Here is a 23,178-nt window from a genome sequence, read left to right on the forward strand (position 1 = left end):
CCTTTTATTTACGAGCCTTTTATTTACGAGAATTATCCCAGTTCTCGACGTGCTTACTTTTCAATTCGACTTGCTGTCAAAACCAGTCGACCCCATTTTTTTTAGATTGCAGGTTGCAGGTTGCAATTTTAATCTTTTGTTGGACTTGGCTGTTCATCTGATTGCAGTAATAGGAGTAGTGTATCCTCTGGAAGATGAACAAAATTATATTAGATTATTTATAGAAACTAAAGGTGTGTTGTTCAATTCGGGAATTGAATAGGGAAGGAGAGGGAGATAGTAGAAGGCAGGTTGAAGAAGCAAGAGGAAAGAAGCAAGAGGAAAGAGGTGAGAGGAAAGAAGCAAGAGGTGAGAGGAAAGAGGTGAGAGGAAAGAGGTGAGCGGAAAGAGGAAAGAGGAAAAAAGCAAGAAGCAAGAGGTGAGAGGGCAGGTTGCAGAAGATAGAAGGAAGAGTAAAGAAGAAAAGCAGATGATAGTGAGGTTGCTTCGTGCCTCGTAATGATGGTGAGCAGAAGGAAATAGTTGTTAACGCTATTTTATTCATCGTATAAATTTATTGGTTTTTGAAATCATTTATTATAAATTGATTTAGCTGACAAATAGTATTGTTATAAATTTACACCCTGATTAACCTAACTGAACAAAAAAAATGAATATTGATTACTATAAAAGAATGCCTAACTAGTCAACTTGATTTGCAATTTGTGATTGCAAAACAGACCTACATTGATACCTATCACTATTTATGGTCTGACGATGGAGCATGGTATCTTGACAAATTTTATATAAGAACAGAATTTAAAGAGGAACTTTATCTCGAACCATTTTTTACTTTTTGATTTATGATGCAGACAAGGCAATAGGATATTTTAAAATAAAAAAGAACGTGATTGCTCCATATCCCGAATCACATTGTATTTTAAAAGAACCAATTGTGAAAGAGTCTTTGTAAATACAATATACTTAATTTTTTTCATTTTCACTACTAAAATTGTCATAAGTCAATTTTGGTTTAATAAATATAAAGCTTTAGAATTTAAAAGGAAAATAGTACTTTAATGTTGCTATATTTTTTTTCAAAAGTTTGTATAAATGGATTTCATTTTTAATTTACCTGTTAATTGAATAAAGCTATGAGAGAATCGTACCTATTAAAAAAAATAATAATTGTTTGCTTTTTGACCTCGACAATGGGAATTAGTCAAACAAAAAACATTTTTAAAAATTTAGATCAAATTATAAAGAATTCTTCAAAATTTGATCAGAGAAGAATATTTGAGATCGACAGCGTCAAAAATCTTTTAAAGAAAACAGAAAAAAATGACTTATTGGCTCGTTATCGTTTGAATGAAGAAATGTTTTATCAATTTAAATTTTTTAAACGAGATTCGGCTTTTTATTATGGTATACAATCTAAAAATCTAGCACTAAAAATTAAGGATAAATCATTAATAGCCACAGCCAATATAAATTTAGCAGATATTTGTGTGTCTTCAGGTATGTATAAAGAAGCTTTGGATTTTTTAGAGCCTTTAAAAATTAGTGTTGGAGGTCCAACATATGGTAGTCTTTATTATGGAGTATTAGGACGTTGTTATGGTGATATGGCCGAATACAGTAATACTCCTTATTTTCAGAGGCAATATGTTGAACTTGCTCGTGAGTACAGGGAAAAAGCACTTTCTTTAACCGAAGATGGTTATTTTTTTCATTACTTTTTAAAAGCATTTAACAAATCCATGAATAACCAGTTACAAGAAGCTGTTGACGAGTTTAGTATTCTTTTAAAGAAAAAGAACATACCCCATGATCAAGCCTTGGTTCATTATATGTTGGGGGATTTGTATAAGAAACTGGGAAAAGATGACAAAGCCATTTTTCATTTTAAGAAGGCGGTAATTTTTGATATTGAAACGGCAACTAAAGAATCGCTGGCTATTATTAAGCTTTCCGAACTGTTATTTAAAAAAGGAGATCTTCAAAATGCATCTTTACTTATTAAAAAAGCCAACGAAGATGCTATTTTTTATGGTGCGCAACAGCGTAAAATACAAGTGGGCGCTATTTTGCCACTTATTGAAGAGCAAATTCTTCAAATTGTGGAGAAGGAAAAGCAACGAATTTATTGGCAGTATATTATTGTGAGCATTTTTTTAGTTCTTGCCATTTGTTTGGTTTTTATTATCTACAGACAAAATAGAAAACTAAACAGAGCAAAGAAAATTATTGCTAATGCGCACCAAAATCTCGAAAGTACCAATATAGAATTAAGAAATGTGAATGAGAAAATTAAATCTAAAAATGTTGAAATAAAGCAAGTAAATAAGCAGCTTTTGGAAGCAAATAAAATTAAGGAAGAATATTTGGGGTTGTTTTTTACTCAGTATGACGGAATTTTTGAGAAGTTTAATTCTTTTATGACCAGTGTAAAAAAACATGTTGAAGAGGAAAACTATGAAAAAGTAAAACGTAGCATTTCCAATTATAATTTAAAAAGGGAAAAAGAAAAACTTTTGGAAAATTTTGATACGGCATTTATCAATCTTTTTCCAAATTTTATTGAAGAATTTAATTCCTTAATGAAAGAAGAGCACAAAATTAAATTAAGCAAGGAACAGTTTTTGACAAAAGAGTTAAGAATTTATGCATTAATTCGACTTGGAATTACGCATAATGAAATTATAGCTCAGATTTTAGGGTATTCCATAAATTCAATTTATGCATATAAAACTAAAATCCGAAACAATTCGGTAATAAATAAGGACGATTTTGATCAAAAATTAATCAAAAACACCACTTTAAAGCTATAAAAAATGCCCTTTTTTCTATATGATATTTTTAAGCTAAAAAACATTAAATAGTTATAAATCAATAGATTGTTGTTTTTTGTAGATAGAAACAGTCTATGTTTTTCTATACGTTTTTTTTGAACGGTATTCCCACTAGGTTATTTATGCATTTTTGTACTGAATGTGTTCTCTATTAACACAATCAAATGCTATTTTAACCTAACTCAAAATTAATGTATTATGAAAATTATTTCATTTGATAGGACAAAAAATGTTCTATTGCCCTTAATTTTTCTTTTTTCATCATTTCTAATGATGGCTCAGGACGGAAAAATTAAACTATCCGGTAAAGTGGTGGATGAAAACGGTAAGCCACTCCCGGGAGCGACTGTTTTACTCAAAGACACTAATGTAAATACCTTTACTGATTTCGATGGAGGTTTTACTCTTTCAGTTCCTGGGAATGACGGTATTCTTATTGTATCTTATATGGGGTATAGATCTTCTGAAGTAAAAACGGAAGGAAGAAGTTCATTGCAGATTAAATTGCAGCCTGAATCAACAACCCTGAACAATGTGGTGGTAATAGGGTATGGCCAAATGAAGTCGAAGGACATCACTGGATCAATATCCACAGTAAAAATGGCCGATTTAACCAAACAACCCGTAGCTAATATTGGAGAAGCCATTCAAGGTCGCGCGGCTGGGGTTCAGGTTATTTCATCTGGTCAGCCAGGAAGTAATCCAACATTTCGAATTCGCGGTACAGGAACTATAGGTAACAATGACCCCTTGATTGTGGTTGATGGAATGCCTTTAAATGGTGGATTGAATCAGGTAAATATGAATGACGTAGAGAGCCTGCAAGTATTAAAAGATGCTTCTTCTACTGCTATTTATGGTTCGAGAGGGGCTAATGGTGTTATTATTATTACCACAAAAAGAGGTACTGTGGGGAAAGCATCCGTAACTTTTGATGTATCTTCTGGTATATCTGAAGCTACGGATATGTTGCAAGTTTTGAATGCGTCCCAATTTGCGAGTCTTCACAACGAAATTCTTCACAATGCAGGGTTAACCCCTAATCCGAATTTTCAAAACCCAAGTTCTTTAGGCAAAGGAACCGATTGGGTTGATGCATTTTTCAATGCAGGATTTCAGAATAGTTATACATTATCCTATATGTCAGGAAATGATCAATCTAAAGTGTATACTTCCTTTAATGTTTTTGATCAGAAAGGTATCATTTTGAACACAAATTATAAAAGATACATTGCTCAGTTCAATAGCGACACTAAAATTTCTGAGAATATAAAGTTTGGGAGTAGTATTAAATTAAATTATGACTTGAAAAAGCAAGGGGACTATAGTATTCAAAATGCTTTATCCTCTTTACCTACACAGCCTATTTATAGAGAAGACGGTGATTTTTCCGGTCCTGTTGGGCAGCCGCTTTACTCTGGTGATGTAGATAACCCGATCGGTAAAGCCACAATAGTTGATAATGACACCAAAGGATATAATTTTCAAGGGAATGTGTTTGGAGAGCTTACTTTTTTGAAGGACCTAAAATTTAAGACACTTTTAGGGGGAGAGGCCAATTTTTGGAAGAATAGAACATGGGCTCCATCATATCAATGGGACACCAAAGGAAGTGAAAATGCCTATTTATTTGAATCGGCTAACCAATCTGTTACTCTTCTTTGGGACAACACATTGACTTATCATAAAAATTTTGAAAATGGAATTAATCTTACGGGGGTAGTTGGAACAAGCGCCCAAGAAAACAAATTTGAATACATCAATGGTTCAGTTCAAAATTTTCCAAGTGAAAGCACTCAAACTTTGAACAACGGAATTGACCAAACAACTTTGCATGGAAGTGGTTCTGAATGGGCTATATTTTCTGCATTTGCAAGAGGAAATTTTGATTATAAAAGTAAGTATTATGTAACTGCAACTATTAGAAGAGACGGTTCTTCGAGATTTGGACAAGGAAATAAATATGGTACGTTCCCATCAGGATCGTTGGCATGGAGGATTTCAAACGAAGGTTTTTTTAAATCAAAAGTTGTTAATGATTTGAAATTAAGAGTAGGTTATGGAATTACAGGGAACCAGGAAATAGGTAATTATTCTTTTTCTTCCAATTACAATACGTACAAATATAATTTTAATGGCAATTATGTAAGTGCTGCCATTCCAACTGTTTTACCAAATTCTAATGTGAAATGGGAGGAACAGGAGCAATTCAATGTGGGCATTGACGCTAATTTTTTTGACAATAGAATTAATGTGGTTTTGGATGGCTACATAAAAAACACCAATGGTATGTTAGTTCCACAGGCAGTTCCGGTTACATCTGGTTATTCAGATATTTATGTGCCTTACATTAATGCAGGGAAAATCCAAAATAAGGGAATTGAGCTAGTAATTAATACCAAGAATATTGTAAAAGATAAATTTTCATGGACTAGCGATCTTGTTTTATCAACTAACAAAAATAAAGTAATTGATTTAAATGGTGATGTGCCTTTGATTACTGGAAGCTTAGGATTGAATTATAATGTATCCAGAATTCAAGAAGGATATCCCGTTAATGTTTTCTATGGTTTTGTACAGGATGGCGTTTTTCAAACGCAAACGGAAATTAATGATCACGCAGTTCAAGTACCTGGTACTTCACCAAGTAACAGTACTTCACCTGGAGATATTCGATTTAAAGATTTGAATAATGATGGTTTAATTACCGATGCTGATCGAACTTTCATTGGGAATCCGAATCCTGATTTTGCAGGTTCGTTGAACAATACTTTTACATATGGTGATTTAAGTCTAAGCGTATATTTACAAGGGGTATATGGCAATGAAATATTCAATGCCAACCGTCTCTACACTGAGGCAATGTCAATTACTACCAACCAATCGGCAGCTGTTTTAGATCGATGGACCGCTGCGGGAACCAGTAACAGCATGCCAAGAGCAGTATATGGAGACCCAAATAACAACAACAGGGCTTCATCAAGATACATCGAAGACGGTTCTTATTTGAGAATTAAAAATGTAACTCTTTCTTATAACATACCAATGGATTTCCAAGGAAAGAAAATCTTTAATTATGTAAAACTATATGTGTCAGGACAGAACTTGTTCACATTTACCAATTATACGGGTTTTGATCCTGAGGTTGCAACTAATGGAATTGATAACAATGTGTATCCATTGACAAGAACTATCTCACTTGGTTTAAATGTTGGATTTTAATAAATAATAAATATGAAATTTTTAAAAAAAATAGCTTTTGTACTAGTAATTTTTGCTTGTACACAGTGTTCCAATGATTTTTTGGAAAAAGCACCTTTGGATACGATAAACACTTCAAATTATCCAACCAATGCAGAAGAATTGATCACATTGGTGAATGGGGCCTATCAGCCTATGCAAAGACCAAAATTATATAATCTTAGGATGTGGACTTCTGATATTATGGCGGGTAACAGTATCGTAGGTGCTGGAGGTGGTTCTGACGGAATTGAAACCCAAGACATGTCAAATTTTGTCACAACAACTGACAATGCTGGTGTATTGGACATTTGGAGAGGACCATGGCCGGGAATATTGATGTCTAATATTGTTTTAAAAGTGGCTCCAGATTTAGCGATAGATCAAAATATAAAAAATCGTAGTTTGGGAGAAGCCCATTTTTTGAGAGCACATTATTATTTTGTTTTGGTGCGTTATTTTGGGGACTTGCCTTTAATCACAGCTCCTCAAAGTTCGGATGATGACTTATTTCCGGTTAGGGTTTCCAAAGATTTAATTTATCAGCAAATCATTGCAGATTTAGAAAAGGCCGCTGAATTATTACCGAATAAAAGCGAGTATAGCGGAAGTGATATCGGAAGAGCCAATAAAGGAGCCGCTCTAGGAGAATTAGCCGAAGTATATCTAACGCTCGGCAACAACTGGCAAAAAGTAGTTGACTTAACGACACAAATTGAAGGTTTAGGATTTAATTTAAATCTTAATTATGGAGATAATTTTAATCCTTCTACCGAAAATTCGCGTGAGTCTCTTTTTGAGGTTCAATATGAAAGTGATGGAGGTTACAGTTTTTGGAGTGACGAAAATCAGGCATCATGGGCCAGTACTTTTATGGGGCCTAGGGGTAGTAATTTCGTAGGAGGAGGTTACGGCTGGAATCAACCCACACAGGAGTTTATTGATTCATACGAATCCAATGACAATAGAAAAGATGTGACGGTATTGTATGAAGGATCACCTTCATTTGATGGAAAGCCATATAGTGCCTCTTATTCTTATACCGGCTACAACGTCAGAAAATTTTTGATTCCTCTAAGTGTTTCACCTTCTTATGATAATAATCCTTTGAATTTTCCAATATTACGATTTTCTGATATTCTGCTAATGAAAGCGGAGGCTTTAAACGAACTGGGTCAAACGGCGCAAGCTGAAGGTCCTTTGAATAGAGTAAGAAAAAGGGCAGGTTTGGCTGATGTAGCAACAGGTTTAAGTCAAGTCGATTTTAGGGAAGCCGTTCTGCGTGAAAGAAGAATGGAATTTGCTTTTGAGGGGCAAAGGTGGTTTGATCTTATACGAGTGAATAAAGGCCAATACGGACTAGATTTTCTCCATTCCATCGGAAAAACCAATGCTACACAAAAACATTTATTGTTTCCAATTCCCCAAATAGAGATAGATAAGAATCCAAAATTAACCCAAAACCCAGGTTATTAAAAAACAGTATTATGAGAAAAATTTTTATAAGAACGCTGACTATTCTTGGTGCTATGTTTATAGCATTGTTGAATACATCCTGTGAGGATTCCTTTAACGATCCTATTTTGAATAACAATAATGAATTGACATTGACTGTTTCGAGTCCAGAAATGGTTTTAGATGAAAGCAAACCTAACGAGAACCTAACCTTTAATTGGACAACAGGAACCAATTATGGGACAAGTGCTTCCATTAGTTATGTATTACAGATTGATAAAGAAGGAAATAATTTTGCAACGCCATTAGAATATGAGATGGGAACCAATAATTTTTCGTTTTCGATTAATGCGGTGACTCTGAATTTTATTATGTTGAACACATTTGGTATTACTCCAGGTACATCCCAAAAATTTGAGGCTAGGATTACGGCTACCGTTGCAAAGTCAACAGCTGCGCCCCAAGTAGCTGTTGCCACTTTTGTAATCACGCCGTATTTGCCGGTCTCAAAAGAGCTGTATATGGTAGGTAGTGCTACTTCTGCTGGTTGGGATGTGACCAAAGCAATAGCGCTGACTCCATCCACAGCCTCTCCGGGGAAATTCGTTTTTCAGGGAATCCTAAGTCCAGGATCCTTTAAATTACCGGTTAATAGAGATGCTTGCTGGTGTCAGGATTTTTATACCAAAAGTGCTTCAGATGACGCAATGATGGTACATAATATTGGTGGGAGTGGAGATGATTTGCAATGGCAAATTACACAGGGAGGCCAGTATAAAATCACAGCAGATTTGTTGAAACTGACTATTAGCATTGAAGCGATAAGCGGTCCTTCATTTACACAAATTTGGATGGTTGGAGATGCTTCACCAAGCGGTTGGACAGTAGATTCTCCGCAGGCATTTACCCAAAGTCAGGATAATCCTTTTGTGTTTACTTATGAAGCCAATTTTGTGCAAGGAGATTTCAAAATATTTGCAGGTCCTTTAGGAAATTGGTGTGGAGAATGGTTCAGGCCATTAACAGATGGGCAGGCTTTATCGTCAACTGCTGTTGCCCAGAATTCAGGTTGTGATGTAGATAATAAGTGGAAAATAACGGCATCCGATGTGGGTAGGTATAAAATAACGTTGGATACACAGGCGAATACCATCAGTATACAAAAAGTTAATTTGTATATCGTTGGCGACGGCGGGCCTAATGGTTGGGATATTGCAAATCCTTCTCCGATGACGTATTCAAATGGGGTTTATACATTTAGTGGTCAGTTGAATGCGGGAGAATTTAAAATTTCGAAATTCAAAGGAGATTGGTGTGATGGGGATTGGATAAATTCTGCTACTGCCAATCAATCTATCTCAAATGGCAGTTATATCATTACCAATGGTTGTAATGGCCCGGACAATAAATGGAAATTGCAGGCTGGTGATGCAGGTTTGTATCAGATGACTATAAATCTTGATACGCAATCGATGACTATTGTGCATCAATAATATAAGGTTAGGACTGGGTTATTAGAGCAATAATCCAGTCTATTCCAAATTTAAATATAAGTTAAAGATGAAACAAAAAAATGCAAGTATATTAAAGTCCCTATTATTGGCTTTACTCTTTGTTAATTGCGATAATAACGATAAAGATTTTAACTATACTCCCGAAGAAATTGCTACCACCACGCAGGTAGTAATTAAAACCGATAAGGCAAAATATGCTCCTGGTGACGCTATCGCTTTCAGTATTGATAAATTATCTGAAAACAGTACAATCAGATACAAATATTTGAACAAGATCCTATCAGAACAGCCTTTAACAAACAAGACGTGGACATGGACTCCTCCATCTGATGATTATAAGGGGTATTTGGTTGAGTTGTATAAAACAGTTGATGGAGTAGAGGTCATTGTAGGTACGGTTGGCGTTGACGTCTCTTCAGATTGGACTAAGTTCCCCAGATATGGTTTTTTATCTGAATTTGGTACGATGAGTGACAGTCAGATGGCTTCAACAATTGATAACCTAAAAAATTATCATATTAACGCCCTGCAATATTATGACTGGGGAAATAAGCATCATTCGCCATTGAAAATGATTGATAACAGTCCTGCGGCAAGTTGGTTAGACATTGCGGGCAGGAAAATGGCTTATAGTACCGTTAAAAATTATATTGACAAAGCGCATGGTATCAATATGGCTTCCATGAGTTACAATTTGCTCTATGGGGCGTGGGAAGATTACATCGTTGACGGTGTTTCAAGCCAGTGGTTCCTTTATAAGGACCAGAATCATTCCAATATTGATAAACATGATTTACCGGATTCTTGGCAAAGTGACATCCTGGTAACCAATCCAGGAAATACGGATTGGCAAAACTACATTTTCGAGAAAACAAATCTGGTATACCAGAATCTGAATTTTGATGGTTGGCATTTGGATCAGTTGGGGGGTAGAGGAAATGTATATGACTACAACGGAAATTCGGTAGCGTTGAATGAAACGTTTACACCTTTTCTAGAAAATCTGAAAGCTAAATTTCCTAACAAAAAGAACATGTTAAATGCGGTGTCACAATACGGGCAGGAGAATATTCTAAGAGCGCCTGTTGATGTGGCTTACACTGAGGTTTGGGGACCGCGAGACGGTTTTAAGGATTTGGCTGAAATCATTCAAGAGAATAATACGCTTTCAGATAATAAACTCAATACAGTTTTGGCTGCCTATATGGATTATGATAAATCAAATGGAACTGGTTTTTTTAATACTCCGGGTATATTGTTGTCTGATGCGGTAATTTTTGCTTTTGGAGGCTCTCATTTGGAATTAGGGGAACATATGTTGTCAAAAGAATATTTTCCTCATAACAATTTACAAATGGATGGAGAGTTGAATAAAACGCTTCCAAAATATTACGACTTTATGGTTGGCTATCAGAATTTATTAAGAGATGGGGGAACTTTCAATAGTCCTGTTTTAATTTCAGGAGACGGCAAAGTAAACCTTAATAGTTGGCCTCCAGTTGCTTCGAGTGTTTCTGTGGTAGGGAAAAAAGTGGAGAACAAGCAAATTATTCATCTTGTTAATTTTTCCAATGCAAACAGCTTGAACTGGAGAGATACAAATGGAGAGCAAGCTGTTCCCGTGGTAAAGAAGAATCTAACCATGAATTTGCTAAATAATCAAACGGTTTCTAAAGTTTGGTACGCTTCACCTGATTTGGATGGCGGGGCTTCAAAAGAACTTAGTTTTAGTCAAGTGGGTAGTTATCTAGTTTTCAAAGTCCCATCGCTGCAATACTGGGGAATGATAGTAGTTGAGTATCAATAAGATTAATTCTTTGTTCTTTGCTGCTTGTCTTCTCGAGTTCTAGAATTAGTTTTTTGCAAAGACTTTTCGAATTCAAAAAGTTTAAGTTAGTTTTTTTGGGTAAAAAATGGAAAAATTTGAATTAATGAATACCCTAGGGAAAATTTAATTTTCGCCGTGGAAAGAATGAGAGGGATGGGCAGTTTTTTTTATCAAACCCAGATTCTGTAATCTATTACTGAGTCTGGGTTATAAAATAAAGAATGATTTGCTTTAGGATTCCACTTTGTAAATGAATATTTGGCTAGAAATCAATTATAATTAATGAAAATAAATAAAAAATAACAGACACAATAATACCCCATGAAAATAAATATTAATTATTTGGTAACATCAATGCTAGTTGTTGCTGCTATTGTTGCTTCGTGTAAAAGCGATTCTTCTGTTTTATATGATTCCAAAAGTTTTAGTGTACACAACAATAAAGTAATTCAGGGTCAAAATGTTGCCGAAGTAGTTTCACCCACCTTGATTAAATCAAATTATAAGAGTACCGAGAACGAGAACTATTCTAATTTGATTTCATTTAAGTTCAGTATTAATGAAAAGGACAATGATTTGGGGCAAGGAATAGATCGTACTGTTTTGATAACGAATCAAAAAGAGTCTGAGGTATATGTTTTTGGACAACCGCAGTTGGATAAAACAGATGCGCCGAAGGGGATTTTAAAGGCAGATACCGAATTTACTTTTAAATTGGATATGAGAGCTGTTTTTCAGCAATTCAAGGAGAAAGGATTTTACGAATGTCAAGACGGATCCAAAATAGCCCAAGCCGATTACAAAGGCGTATATATTGCAGGAGGTGCATTGCCGCTTAGCTGGGATTTTGTAAATCTGGAAGAACGCGGACTGCAAATGAGTGATGCTAATAATGACGGTATTTTTGAAATAAAATTAAAATTAAATCCATTAATCCCAGTAGAGGACAAAACATGGAAGCTTAGCCAGAATATTTCGAATAAAGCCACATATACTTCGCAGCAGCCTATTGTGGACGCTTTATATAATCTTTCCTTGGAAGAAGCAAAATTGGCAATTGAACCGGACAGCACATTTAGAACCGGCGCAAAATGGGCGGGTGTTTGGACAAGGGATATCAGTTATAGTATTCTGTTGTCCTTTGCTTATTTGGAACCGGAAGTGGCTAAAATTAGTTTATTAAAAAAAGTAAAAAGAGATCGCATTATCCAGGATACGGGTTCTGGTGGCGCCTGGCCAGTTTCTTCAGACCGAACTACTTGGGCGTTGGCATCTTGGGAAATTTATAAAGTAACAGGAGACAAAGCATGGTTGCAAAAAGCTTATAGAATTATCAAGAATTCTGCATCAGATGATTATAAAACCATTCGCAATACGCAAACCAATTTGTATTGTGGAGAATCATCTTTTTTGGACTGGAGGGAGCAAACCTATCCGAAATGGATGTCTAATATGGACATTTATGCGTCACAAAATTTAGGAACGAATGTAGTTCATTACCAAACGCATCAAATTTTGTCCAAGATGGCAACCTTGTTAGGAGAACCGCATGAAGAATATGACATCATTGCTGCTCAAATTAAGGATGCTATAAACAAGCAGTTATGGATGGAGGACAAAGGCTATTATGCCCAATATTTGTATGGAAAAAACTTCTTTACACAATCGAAGCGTTATGAAGCCTTGGGTGAGGCTTTGGCTGTTTTATTCGATGTTGCCGATGAAAAACAAAGTAAAAGGATTATATCCCAAAGTCCTTTGACCGAATATGGTGCGAGCTGTATCTATCCTCAAATTCCGGGAATTCCTCCCTATCATAACAATGCGATTTGGCCATTTGTCCAATCCTATTGGAATTTGGCTGCTGCTAAAGTTGGAAACGAAAAAGTATTAAATCATGGTTTGGCCTCGATATACAGAGCAGCGGGTTTATTCTTGACCAACTACGAAAATATGGTTGCGGACAATGGTGATTTCAAAGGAACTGAAATAAATTCGCACCGTATGCTTTGGAGTATGGCCGGAAATCTTTCGATGGTATACCGTGTTTTTATGGGAATGTATTTTGAAGAAGACCGATTGGTTTTCGCACCGGTAATTCCAAAAAAATATGGTGGTAATAGAATACTTAGCAATTTTAAATACCGAAATACCAGTCTGGATATCACGGTGGAGGGATTTGGGAATCTGATCGCTAGTGTTACCATTGACGGGAAGAGTGTTGAAAGAGCAATTATTCCGGCAACTTTTACTGGAAAACATACGGTTAACATCAAAATGGAAAACAATGATTTTTCAAAAGATGCCATTAATTTGGTTGAAAATAAATTCACCTTGGCCAATCCAATCGCAACGCTTAATGAAGATAAAATAAGTTGGATAAATGATGCTAACGCAAAAGGATATAACKTTTATAAAAACGKAAAACTTGTAKAAAAAACGACTGCAACCGCATATCAAATTTTAGACAATAACTATGCGGAATATGCAGTTAGCGCCGTTGATGCAGCAGGTCAGGAGTCTTTTATGAGTGACCCATTGATATATAGTAAATCACAGTCGAGGATTATTGAGACAGAGGATTTTGTTGTCAAATCCGATTTGAACTTTGTGAATTATTCCGGAAAAGGTTTTGTTGAGATTGCTACGGATAAAAACAGAAAAATAAGTATTCCAATAGTTGTTGAAGATAGTGGTGAATACTTTATGGATATTAAGTATTCCAATGGAAGTGGGCCTTGGAATACCGATAACAAATGTGCCATTCGTTCTTTGTATTTGAATAAGGATTATGTTGGTGTGATGGTTTTTCCACAAAGGGGAACCAATGAATGGTCTGATTGGGGTTTGTCCAATTCGCATAAAATTAATTTGACAAAAGGTAAAAATGATGTGGAATTGATATTGGAAGAATGGAACAATAATATGAATGTCGATGTCAATCGCGCCATGATTGATTTCATTCGATTGTATAAAGTAGATAAACCTGTCACCAATGTAAAATTGCAGTAAGCAATACATCAAAAAATGAACCACCTTAACCACAAGAGGTGGATGTGAAAAGTTGATAACAATTTAAAAAAGACATTTTGAATTATGAAAAAAATATGGACTTATGTGATTCTGATCAATTTATTGGTTCAGATTAATTTAAGAGGACAAAATCTTGAAAAAGGGAGACTAACTCTTGGCAATTGTACCTCTTATTTAACAAACAACAATAAAGTGATTTTTAATTGTGAGAACAATGCAAAAGTACTTTTACAATTCTGCAGTGGTCAGGTAATAAAAGTGTGGATTTCTACAGATGGTAATTTTAAACGTAATAACCAATCGTTTGCTGTTATCAATGAAAGTTTGGGTTGGTCTGGGAATATTAATGTACATGAAGAAATCTCTGCTTATGAGATATTCACAGAACAATTAAGAATAAGGGTAAATAAAAGCCCATTTAAAATGCAAGTATTTGATAAGTATCAAAAGTTGCTGTTTGGCGATTATAATGAGAAAGGATTCGTAAATAAAAATAATCATATAGCGAGTTACAAAACATTAAGATCTGATGAGCAATTTTTTGGACTGGGAGAAAAGGCCGGGACACTTAACCGACGCGGGAAGAGTTATAAAATGTGGAATAGTGATCAGCCATGTTATGGTGTAAATGAAGATCCCCTTTATAAAAGTATCCCGTTTTTTATGAGTACCAATCATTATGGGATTTTCTTTGATAACACCTATAAAACAGAGTTTAAATTTGGTAGTGAATCAAATGACTATTATTCATTTGAAGCAACTGCTGGAGAAATGATTTACTATTTTATGTATGGGAATGATTATAAAGAAATCATTCAAAATTATATTGCACTAACCGGAAAACCTATTATGCCTCCAAAATGGGCTTTAGGCTTTTCACAATGTCGTGGTAATTATACTAAAGAGTCTCAAGCCAAGGAAATTGCTGCCGAGTTTAGAAAAAGGAAAATTCCCTGCGATATTATTTACCAAGATATAGGATGGGTTGAAGGACTTCAGGATTTTGACTGGAAGAAAAATAACTATCAAAATCCAAAAGACATGATAAAAGAATTGGGAGATCAAGGTTTTAAAATGATAGTTTCTCAAGACCCCGTTATTTCTCAAGCCAATAAACAACAATGGGATGAAGCTAATTCTAAGAACTATTTTGCCATTGATGCGCGTTCTGGCAAGAGTTATGATATGCCATGGCCTTGGGGAGGAAATTGTGGAGTAGTTGATTTTACCAAGCCAGAAGTGGCTGATTGGTGGGGAAATTATCAACAAAAACCTTTGAATGATGGTGTACGTGGATTTTGGACTGATATGGGAGAGCCAGCCTGGAGTAACGAGGATGCTACTGACAGACTTCATATGAAACATTATTTAGGGATGCATGATGAGATCCATAATGTGTATGGTTTTACTTGGGATAAGGTCGTTACTGAACAGTTTTATAAGCATAATCCCAATAAGCGTATCTTTCAAATGACAAGAGCTGCCTATGCAGGGTTACAACGATATACGTTTGGTTGGTCTGGTGATTCAGGAAATGGTAATAATGTGCTCGAAGGATGGAGCCAATTTGCAAATCAAATACCAGTGGGATTATCGGCAGGATTAGGAATTATTCCTTTTTGGACTTCAGATATTTCAGGTTATTGTGGTGATATCAAAGATTATGATGCCATGTCGGAATTATATGTTCGCTGGATGCAATTTGGTATTTTTAATCCGCTTAGTCGTGCTCATCACGAAGGTGGAAATGCTGTTGAACCATGGGTTTTTGGTACTGAAGTGGAGAATATCACCCGTACTGCTATTGAATTAAAGTATCAGTTATTTCCTTATATCTATACCTATGCAAGAGTAGCCCATGATACAGGGTTGCCTTTGATGAGAGCTTTGTTTTTGGAATACCCTAATGATAGTGAAACTTTTGATTTGAGTGGTCAGTTTTTGTTTGGTCGCGAATTATTGGTTGCTCCAGTGGTTGAAAAAGGAGCTGTTACTAAAAAACTCTATTTGCCAGAAGGAGAATGGATTAATTATAATGACGGTAGAAGTGTTTACAAAGGAAACCAATGGATAACCGTTGAAGCACCTTTGAATGTTATACCCTTGTTTGTAAAAAAGGGGGCAATTATACCTAGTATGCCAGTAATGCAATATATACATGAAAAACCCAATTATCCTGTTAGTTTTGATATTTATCCTGACAAAGTCGGTAAAGAATCTTCCTTTGTTTTATATGAAGATGATGGAGAAAGCAGGGATTATGAAAAGGACATCTTTTGTAAAACAAAGATTACTGCCATTGCTAATTCATCTGGCTATGCAATACATATAAGTGCCAGAGAGGATAAAGGCTATAAACCTGCAGGATCTCGAAATTTCATTATAAAATTGCATGTTAACAGTAAGCCTAAAAGCGTATTTGTAAATTCCATAAAAATTAAAAAAGATAAATCGGAAGTATTAAATTCAAAAGGATTTAGTGATTATGAAAGCTTATCTTTTAGTTGGGATGAAGTAAAGGGGATGATTTATGTGAAATTACCTGATAATGGTCAAGAGTATCAAGTAAGTATTAATTCGGGAGATAAAAGTTAGCCCAATTACAAGTAGGTTGTTAAGGAAGTAATTTTAAAGCCAATTGTTATTTAAGTTATTTGGATGTGCAAACAAAAAAGTAGTATGTTGAGCTACAATTTGTTTGCACATTCATGCTTTTTCTCATTAGTAGGGCTTAACATCTATTCTTGTTCTAATTTACTTATTATTGAACAAATTGTTCTGTTGTGTCTAAAGTTAAGTTTTTACCTTTCCTAAAATCGCAAACTAATGAATGTTAAAGGTCATTGTTATCCAAAATCTATTAAACTGATAGATATTGGTATTGAAAAAATGTTTGAAACTATCTTTTAATTTGAATTCGTTCATATTGAACATTTCTCACAATTCTTTTATGCTTGGCAATGGATTTTCTAAGTTGTTTAAAATGTAGGTGCGAACGTTTTCTATGAGGACTGCATCTGATTGACTTTGGCCACGCTTATTTGATATGATGGTTATTTGCTGTAGGATTTCCTGAAGAATTGTTGTGATTGAATATTGCTTTACAAAAGCTTTGAAAATTGTAAAAACAAAAAAACCTAACTAATTGATTGTCAATTGTTAGGGTTTTAATTCCGCGGAGAAAGAGGCTCCATAACCTTTATGTTAATCCCAGTAAAAATGGGCGTTCACAGACTTTTTAAAAGAACAGGTGTACCTATAGGTGCACTAACAAAATTCGTACAATAATATGAAGTAAATATAGCCTTTTTTTTAGAAAAGTCAACGTTAATTTCTTTTTAGATAAATTAATACTACATGTACTAATGGACAATTTTCGATCCTTTTCATAGATGCCGAGCGGAACAAACGAAGAGACCGAAGAGAGACCGCTTGATTGCCCGTGATGTTTACCGATGAGTTATTTGGTACCGAAAATTTACTCTCCATCGTCCATTCGAAAGTATTAATCTGAAGTAAAAAAAAGCGAAACCCTCTTGGCTTTTTTAATATTAGCAATTACAGTGACAGCAGTAATTCGCATAGTTTTTTTGTTTTTTTTTTTGTCGCAAATATCTCCTGTATTTGCGACAAAAAAACTACTATGTACTTTTTAATTGCGCCCTCCATTTGATGTTTGTTCTTTGGACATGCTAACTTAGCCTTTACAGAAAATCAGGAAATAGAATCTTAAATTTTATAGCGATTATCTAGTCTGTTTTAGTGTTTCCACAAATAAGCTTGTACGTTGTTTTATCAATTCTCTGTAGCTTAATTTTGCATCTTCGTTTAAAAAGGAATTGTCGATTAACTGAATGGCTTGGGGCAACCATTTCTCCAGTTTATTGTAAACGGAGTTTATTTGTTTTTCGTTCAATTCCAAAATAGCTCCAAATATATCGAAATATTTTTTATTAAAATTTTTCTTTTTACCTCCAAATAGCAGAGCAGTATCTTCATCATCTTTCGGTAAAATGATTTTTACATTTAATAAATCATAAGCAGGAGATAACTCCCATCCTATATCGGATAACCACATTGAAAAGTTTTTCAAGTGCATATCGTTATTTCCTATGATAAAATTAAATAACGTAAGTTCCAAAAAACGCAATTTATCCATTAATGTGTTAACAGATAATTCTCCAATAGTTTTTCCAAGCAATTCCATAGTGCCAAAGTATTTGTCTTCCAACTCTAGAATTTGCAAGAAATCAATCATGTGAATTTTGTGGCCATCTTTTTTTCTGTCAATTCGTTTAGTGATGTAGCATAATTCACCAGATGCCAAACGAATCATATTAGATGGAACTACAACAATTTTTAATAGTTCAGCCAATTTCATCGAAAGATGCTCATTTTCAGGCATCTGTTCATATTGAGCATTTTGTGGTTTTAAAATATAATTACCATCCAATGCGTCCATAATGGTTAAACGCCCTTCGTGCCCATTTTCTAAGGCTGACTTTATCCATCCCAGCGATAATTTAGGCTGTACTCCTGGAACTGATACCGATAATTCTACAGCATCCTTTGCTAATTGTTCCATTTCATCTAATCGATAAGGAAGTATAGGCGCTAAGGAAGTACCATAGAATGCTTTGATACATTTGTCATGGTAATCGGGATTAGCAGTTGTATCTATTTCTTGATAACAATACAGGCATTTAGACATCTTCATTCTCTTTAATAGGGTGAACACTAACAGCTCCAATCGCATTTTGACAGCATGCTAAAAGAAGTCCCATGCGGTCGTTTTTATTTATTTTCCAACTTTCAGATGCAATATTTAACAACCAACCTTCCGGAATTAAACCATCGAAAAAAGAAAATAGTCTTTTGCTTCTGTAGGAACGATTTCGCACTGGCATATTGAAAGTTATAAATAAATCGGGATAATTTTGAATGTAATTTTCATCGTAAACAAATTCATATTCTCCGCTTTCTAACTCTCTTAAAATGCCAGATTGAATGTTATTGTATTTTACTATGGCTTGTCGCATAATTATTTTTCGTTTACGGGACCTAAAATGTGTCCGAACATTTTCAATACCTGATTTACTTTAGATAAACTTAAGTTGTCCTTGCCCTGTTCAATCTTTCGGACAACTGTTAATGCCACACCAGCTCTCAAGGCAAATTCTTCTTGTGTAAGCCCTGCTTGCTTTCGTCTCTTTTTTACAAAATCTGCTATCACATCCATTTTATATGCTTTTGGATATAAAATTAATAAAAATTATTTAATTATATGTAATTAGATATAAAAATAACAAAAATCACTTAATTATATGCTTTTGAATATAAAAATCAGTAAAAATCATTAATTATATGTAATTACGTATAAATTAAATAAAGTTTGTTCGGTTTTTGATTTTTTTTTCACTTTTAGATATCACAAAACAGCAATACAGATACTAAACCTGTTTGATTTATTGTGTTATTATAGGTTTATTATATTGTTGTATAGAAGTTTATATTGAAATCACACGACTGCTATTGAAATTCTCATTCTCATTGTATTTAATATAGCCTAATTGATTCGTAACCAATTTTGTTTTACCAACGGTAAAATCAGATACATTGCAATGGTGATGGCCATAAATCCAATAGTCAATCTCACTTTCTTCTATAAAATTGAACATTTCTGTTCCGAAAGCTTCATTTATGGTACTATTAGCATATTTCGCTGGATAATTGAAAAAAGTTGGAGGATGATGTGTAATTACAACCGTGGGTATATTTGTTTGATTTTTTAACGCCTCTTCCAAAAACAATCTACTTTCTCCATGTATTTGATTATAATAATCAACTGTCAGTCGCTTTTGATTATTCTGAATCACCCTAAAATCAGAAAGGGATTGTTGAATAATAAATTGCTTTTCAGGTGAAATGTGGGACCATAATGTTGAAAACACAAGCTTTACGCCATCAATGGTTTTCACAATATTGTTTAACAAAGCCACATTGTCTCTTATTTGCTCCTCGAATGAACCACTCCTTTTGGAGATATCCGAATTGTAATATTCGTGATTTCCCGGTATCCAAAAAGTATGTTTAAAATGTTCGGAAACATAATCAAAGAATTTTTGGTGTTGATGCATTTCCTTAAAAAGTACAATGTCTCCCGCCAAAATCAGAATGTCCCCTAATAGGGTAACTGTTCTTTGATAAAGTATGTGTTTTTTGAAAGGTTGCCAAAAATAAAAAAGCCTTTAAACACTAGTGTTTAAAGGCTTTTGACTTTTAAAGTTTCTTTTGAAACTTCTACTGGCGGAGAAAGAGGGATTCGAACCCCCGGACCTGTTACAGTCAACAGTTTTCAAGACTGCCGCATTCGACCGCTCTGCCATTTCTCCAGTATGTCGCTTTCATTATCTGATTGCGAGTGCAAATATAAGAACCTTTTTTGGTTATGCAAATGTATTTTTGAAAAAAGTCAGCTTATTTTTTGAGTCTCTTTTTAATTGTTTCATTTGCTTTGCTTTAGATGAAATTTTTTTTCAAAAAAAAATTGAGATCTGATTTGATCACTTGGGTGCCGAAGTGTAAATCAAGTGTTTTTTGCAATTATTGTGACGTTATAAACTAAATTTTGATGATTTGCTACAAACTGTTTGGAAAAAAATAGCGTCTGTTATATGTTTTTGCGTATAATTAACTGTATTTGTTTGTAATCGATGCAAAAGCATATAATGGATCACACAGACTAATTTTGTAAAAGAAATAAGAATGGGGTTGCGTTAGTATATCGAGTTTAAAATAAAAAAAAACAGCCCTATAGAAGAGCTGTTTTAAGTAAATTCGAAGTGTTTGTTTTAAACGGTAACCTAATTAATTGGTCGTAGCTACATTTTGATTTTTAACTTTTAAATCAGTATACACTTCTGCAACTGATTTTCTTGATAATGTTGAAGCTTCATTGGAAACAACAATTTCATGTGTTACTTTTTTTGAATTGGTTTCCACTTCCAAGAAGTAAACACCATTAGGAAAATCCTCAAGGCTGTATGTTCTTACAATTCCCCCTTTTCCAGTTACAACTTCTGAATAGATTGCATTATGGAAAGTATCATAGATCGTTACATTCGCTTTTTGAATTTCGTTTACAGAAAAGCTAATTTCTTTTCCAGTTACTTTTTTTACATTTAGTAAAAAATCACCATTGATTGCATAAGTACTCATTGTAGTCATTGCTACTAATACTACTAGGCTAAGTTTTAAAATCGTTTTCATAATATTGTTGTTTTAAATTAGTAATCAAATTTTATATTGCTAAAGTAGAATGTTAATTTATTTGAAAACGCAACTGTATTTTCTGATGTCGATGTTATTTTAACCTTTCGAAAACGATATATTTAGTATTGAGGTAAAACTGTGTATTTTTAAGGTAATATAGAATAGTTAGAAAATTACCGTTTATGAATAATATTGCTATTTGTTAGTATAAAAATGAGATTGATTTTAAAACAATATATAAAGCGTGAAATTTTTTATCTCCTTTAAAATGATTATACCATATTCTTCATTTTCTTGTCCAATTAGTTGTAATTATACTAAGCGTGTCTGAGAGGAGATTTTTATTGTTGTTATAATGTATGTTTATATCTATTTGAACCGCTTGTGGAACTGGTGTTGTTGAGTTGTAGAAAATAATCAGAGGCCTGGGAGCCTTTGTTATCCGATTATACAACGTAAAACATGCTCTAACTGCAAGCCTGAATACGAAGAAATTAACTGATGTGGTTCTTTATTCAAGTTGTCTTTATTTTGTTTAAATACAACTTCGCCTGTCTGTATGTTTTATCGGTAATACGTTGTAGATCTTTTGGATGAATACATACCCTGATGTTTCCTACTATCACACTCTTACTTTTGATACATTATCCAGGAGGATGCAGACAATCAGAAGGATCTTAGTAGGCGAATGATGGCATGGTTTGATTATTTATTGAAGGGGGAAGCTGTATCGAAAGAAACTGCAGCTGAATAGGGATAGGCATAAAAAAATAATGCAGTTTTTGAAAAAACTGCATTACCTTTCATTGAAGAATGATTTTACTAATTGCGGTGCAGTTGTTGGTTACAGGAACTTTGGCTTCCACGATTAAGTGTCGTTGAGCTCTAATTTCTGTTTAATAAAGGGATTTTTTCTTTTAGCTCACTTAAATTTTTATAAGTGGTGTTCGCTGAATCTTCGATTTGTCTTGATTACTCACGAGTTAATAATTTATTGAGTTCGTGAATCTTTGATTTCAAAAGAAACAGAAGATTAAGCGTTGAGGAACACAACATGTTTTTAGCTAAATAGGAACATTTTTTCTTTTCCCTTGATGGAAAAGAAACAAAAGATCAAGCCTGAATATTTTTACACCAAAAATCATCGGAAAGTATTTCTTTATCGTGACCCCAGCCGCTTCGCTAGGGGGGCACTCCCTACGGCCAGCGCGCAAATCCTTACCGTGATTTTTGGCGAAAAAATATAAGGGCGGTGAAGAGGACGTTTTCATGAGTTTATTGTTCACTCCCTACRGCCAGCGGTAAGAGCAGGATGCTTGTTTTAGCGRGGAACATTCTTAAAATATCCACTGAAAAAGACGGAGATTTTTATCATGTTTATAGCTTTCAAGAGCTTTAAAAAAAACAAAAAGGCATGAGACTTTTTGGACTTGGGGTAAAAGACTAAAGTATATAGTGATAAAAATTMTGCAATTCCKTGCAATTCCATAATTTTGTAGGACATTAAGTAACTAGCTTCTTGATAACATACTATGAGCAATACATTTTCTGACAGCAGTCAAATTGGAATGGTGTCCACTTTTACTGAACTTGTAAATACGGATTTTAAGGGAGAAATGAATGTTCTATGCTGGTACAGAAATCAAAAGAAACAGAAGATTAAGCGTTGAGGAACACAACATGTTTTTAGCTAAATAGGAACATTTTTTCTTTTCCCTTGATAAAGATCAAGCCTGAATATTTTTACACCAAAAATCATCGGAAAGTATTTCTTTATCGTGACCCCAGCCGCTTCGCTAGGGGGTCACTCCCTACGGCCAGCGCGCAAATCCTTACCGTGATTTTTGGCAAAAAAATGTAAGGGCGGTGAAGAGGACGTTTTCATGAGTTTATTGTTCACTCCCTACAGCCAGCGGTAAGAGCAGGATGCTTGTTTTAGCGAGGAACATTCTTAAAATATCCACTGAAAAAGACGGAGATTTTTATCATGTTTATAGCTTTCAAG

The 23,178-nt window shown here is 34.4% G+C and carries 13 protein-coding genes and 1 tRNA gene; 8 read left to right on the forward strand and 6 right to left on the reverse strand.

The features are described from left to right. The 8 genes from AC1DY0_RS17995 to AC1DY0_RS18030 all read left to right on the forward strand — a co-directional run. Positions 1-262, forward strand: a 262-nt coding sequence (locus AC1DY0_RS17995; RefSeq protein WP_477189967.1) for a hypothetical protein, incomplete at its 5' end; no start/stop codon positions are given. Positions 263-1,133: 871 nt separating this feature from the next. After that, positions 1,134-2,810: a DUF6377 domain-containing protein gene (locus AC1DY0_RS18000; RefSeq protein WP_477189968.1), complete on the forward strand. Its 1,677-nt coding sequence runs from the start codon at positions 1,134-1,136 to the stop codon at positions 2,808-2,810. Between the two features lie 219 nt (positions 2,811-3,029). Then, positions 3,030-6,053, forward strand: a complete 3,024-nt coding sequence (locus AC1DY0_RS18005) for a SusC/RagA family TonB-linked outer membrane protein (RefSeq protein ID WP_477189969.1) — start codon at positions 3,030-3,032, stop codon at positions 6,051-6,053. Positions 6,054-6,065: 12 nt separating this feature from the next. Beyond that, on the forward strand, positions 6,066-7,547 hold the full coding sequence (locus AC1DY0_RS18010) for a RagB/SusD family nutrient uptake outer membrane protein (RefSeq protein WP_477189970.1): 1,482 nt from the start codon (positions 6,066-6,068) through the stop codon (positions 7,545-7,547). 11 nt (positions 7,548-7,558) lie between these two features. After that, a complete protein-coding gene (locus AC1DY0_RS18015) occupies positions 7,559-9,019 on the forward strand; it encodes a SusE domain-containing protein (protein ID WP_477189971.1) in 1,461 nt (486 codons plus the stop codon). A gap of 67 nt (positions 9,020-9,086) precedes the next feature. Beyond that, complete coding sequence (locus AC1DY0_RS18020) at positions 9,087-10,847, forward strand: endo-dextranase (protein ID WP_477189972.1); 1,761 nt, start codon at positions 9,087-9,089, stop codon at positions 10,845-10,847. Positions 10,848-11,189: 342 nt separating this feature from the next. Further along, positions 11,190-13,880 (forward strand): alpha-L-rhamnosidase-related protein, encoded by a 2,691-nt coding sequence (locus tag AC1DY0_RS18025; protein ID WP_477189973.1) that lies wholly within the window; start codon positions 11,190-11,192, stop codon positions 13,878-13,880. 84 nt (positions 13,881-13,964) lie between these two features. Further along, on the forward strand, positions 13,965-16,496 hold the full coding sequence (locus tag AC1DY0_RS18030; protein WP_477189974.1) for a glycoside hydrolase family 31 protein: 2,532 nt from the start codon (positions 13,965-13,967) through the stop codon (positions 16,494-16,496). A gap of 1,150 nt (positions 16,497-17,646) precedes the next feature. Here the strand turns inward: AC1DY0_RS18030 and AC1DY0_RS18035 are convergent. The 6 genes from AC1DY0_RS18035 to AC1DY0_RS18060 form a co-directional block, all read right to left on the reverse strand. Beyond that, complete coding sequence (locus tag AC1DY0_RS18035) at positions 17,647-18,612, reverse strand: HipA domain-containing protein (protein WP_477189975.1); 966 nt, start codon at positions 18,610-18,612, stop codon at positions 17,647-17,649. After that, positions 18,605-18,940 carry a HipA N-terminal domain-containing protein gene (locus AC1DY0_RS18040; RefSeq protein ID WP_477189976.1) on the reverse strand — a complete coding sequence of 112 codons (336 nt, stop codon included), beginning with the start codon at positions 18,938-18,940 and terminating at the stop codon, positions 18,605-18,607. The genes AC1DY0_RS18035 and AC1DY0_RS18040 overlap by 8 nt, the downstream gene beginning before the upstream one ends. Positions 18,941-18,942: 2 nt before the next feature. After that, entirely contained in the window at positions 18,943-19,140 is a 198-nt protein-coding gene (locus AC1DY0_RS18045; RefSeq protein ID WP_477189977.1) for a helix-turn-helix domain-containing protein, read from the reverse strand. A 268-nt stretch (positions 19,141-19,408) separates the two neighbouring features. Beyond that, the gene (locus tag AC1DY0_RS18050) at positions 19,409-20,068 is read right to left on the reverse strand and encodes a metallophosphoesterase (protein ID WP_477189978.1); all 660 of its coding nucleotides are present in this window, start codon (positions 20,066-20,068) and stop codon (positions 19,409-19,411) included. Between the two features lie 137 nt (positions 20,069-20,205). Further along, positions 20,206-20,293: transfer RNA gene (locus AC1DY0_RS18055), tRNA-Ser, on the reverse strand. Between the two features lie 475 nt (positions 20,294-20,768). Further along, the gene (locus tag AC1DY0_RS18060; RefSeq protein ID WP_477189979.1) at positions 20,769-21,170 is read right to left on the reverse strand and encodes a T9SS type A sorting domain-containing protein; all 402 of its coding nucleotides are present in this window, start codon (positions 21,168-21,170) and stop codon (positions 20,769-20,771) included. Between the last annotated feature and the right edge of the window lie 2,008 nt (positions 21,171-23,178).

Source organism: Flavobacterium sp. P1_E4, assembly GCF_056405915.1.

Bases quoted from the DNA above. Each gene is read 5' to 3' on its own strand.
- AC1DY0_RS18000 (WP_477189968.1), top strand. From the start codon at position 1,134: ATGAGAGAATCGTACCTATTAAAAAAAATAATAATTGTTTGCTTTTTG.
- AC1DY0_RS18005 (WP_477189969.1), top strand. From the start codon at position 3,030: ATGAAAATTATTTCATTTGATAGGACAAAAAATGTTCTATTGCCCTTA.
- AC1DY0_RS18010 (WP_477189970.1), top strand. From the start codon at position 6,066: ATGAAATTTTTAAAAAAAATAGCTTTTGTACTAGTAATTTTTGCTTGT.
- AC1DY0_RS18015 (WP_477189971.1), top strand. From the start codon at position 7,559: ATGAGAAAAATTTTTATAAGAACGCTGACTATTCTTGGTGCTATGTTT.
- AC1DY0_RS18020 (WP_477189972.1), top strand. From the start codon at position 9,087: ATGAAACAAAAAAATGCAAGTATATTAAAGTCCCTATTATTGGCTTTA.
- AC1DY0_RS18030 (WP_477189974.1), top strand. From the start codon at position 13,965: ATGAAAAAAATATGGACTTATGTGATTCTGATCAATTTATTGGTTCAG.
- AC1DY0_RS18035 (WP_477189975.1), bottom strand. From the start codon at position 18,612: ATGTCTAAATGCCTGTATTGTTATCAAGAAATAGATACAACTGCTAAT.
- AC1DY0_RS18040 (WP_477189976.1), bottom strand. From the start codon at position 18,940: ATGCGACAAGCCATAGTAAAATACAATAACATTCAATCTGGCATTTTA.
- AC1DY0_RS18045 (WP_477189977.1), bottom strand. From the start codon at position 19,140: ATGGATGTGATAGCAGATTTTGTAAAAAAGAGACGAAAGCAAGCAGGG.
- AC1DY0_RS18060 (WP_477189979.1), bottom strand. From the start codon at position 21,170: ATGAAAACGATTTTAAAACTTAGCCTAGTAGTATTAGTAGCAATGACT.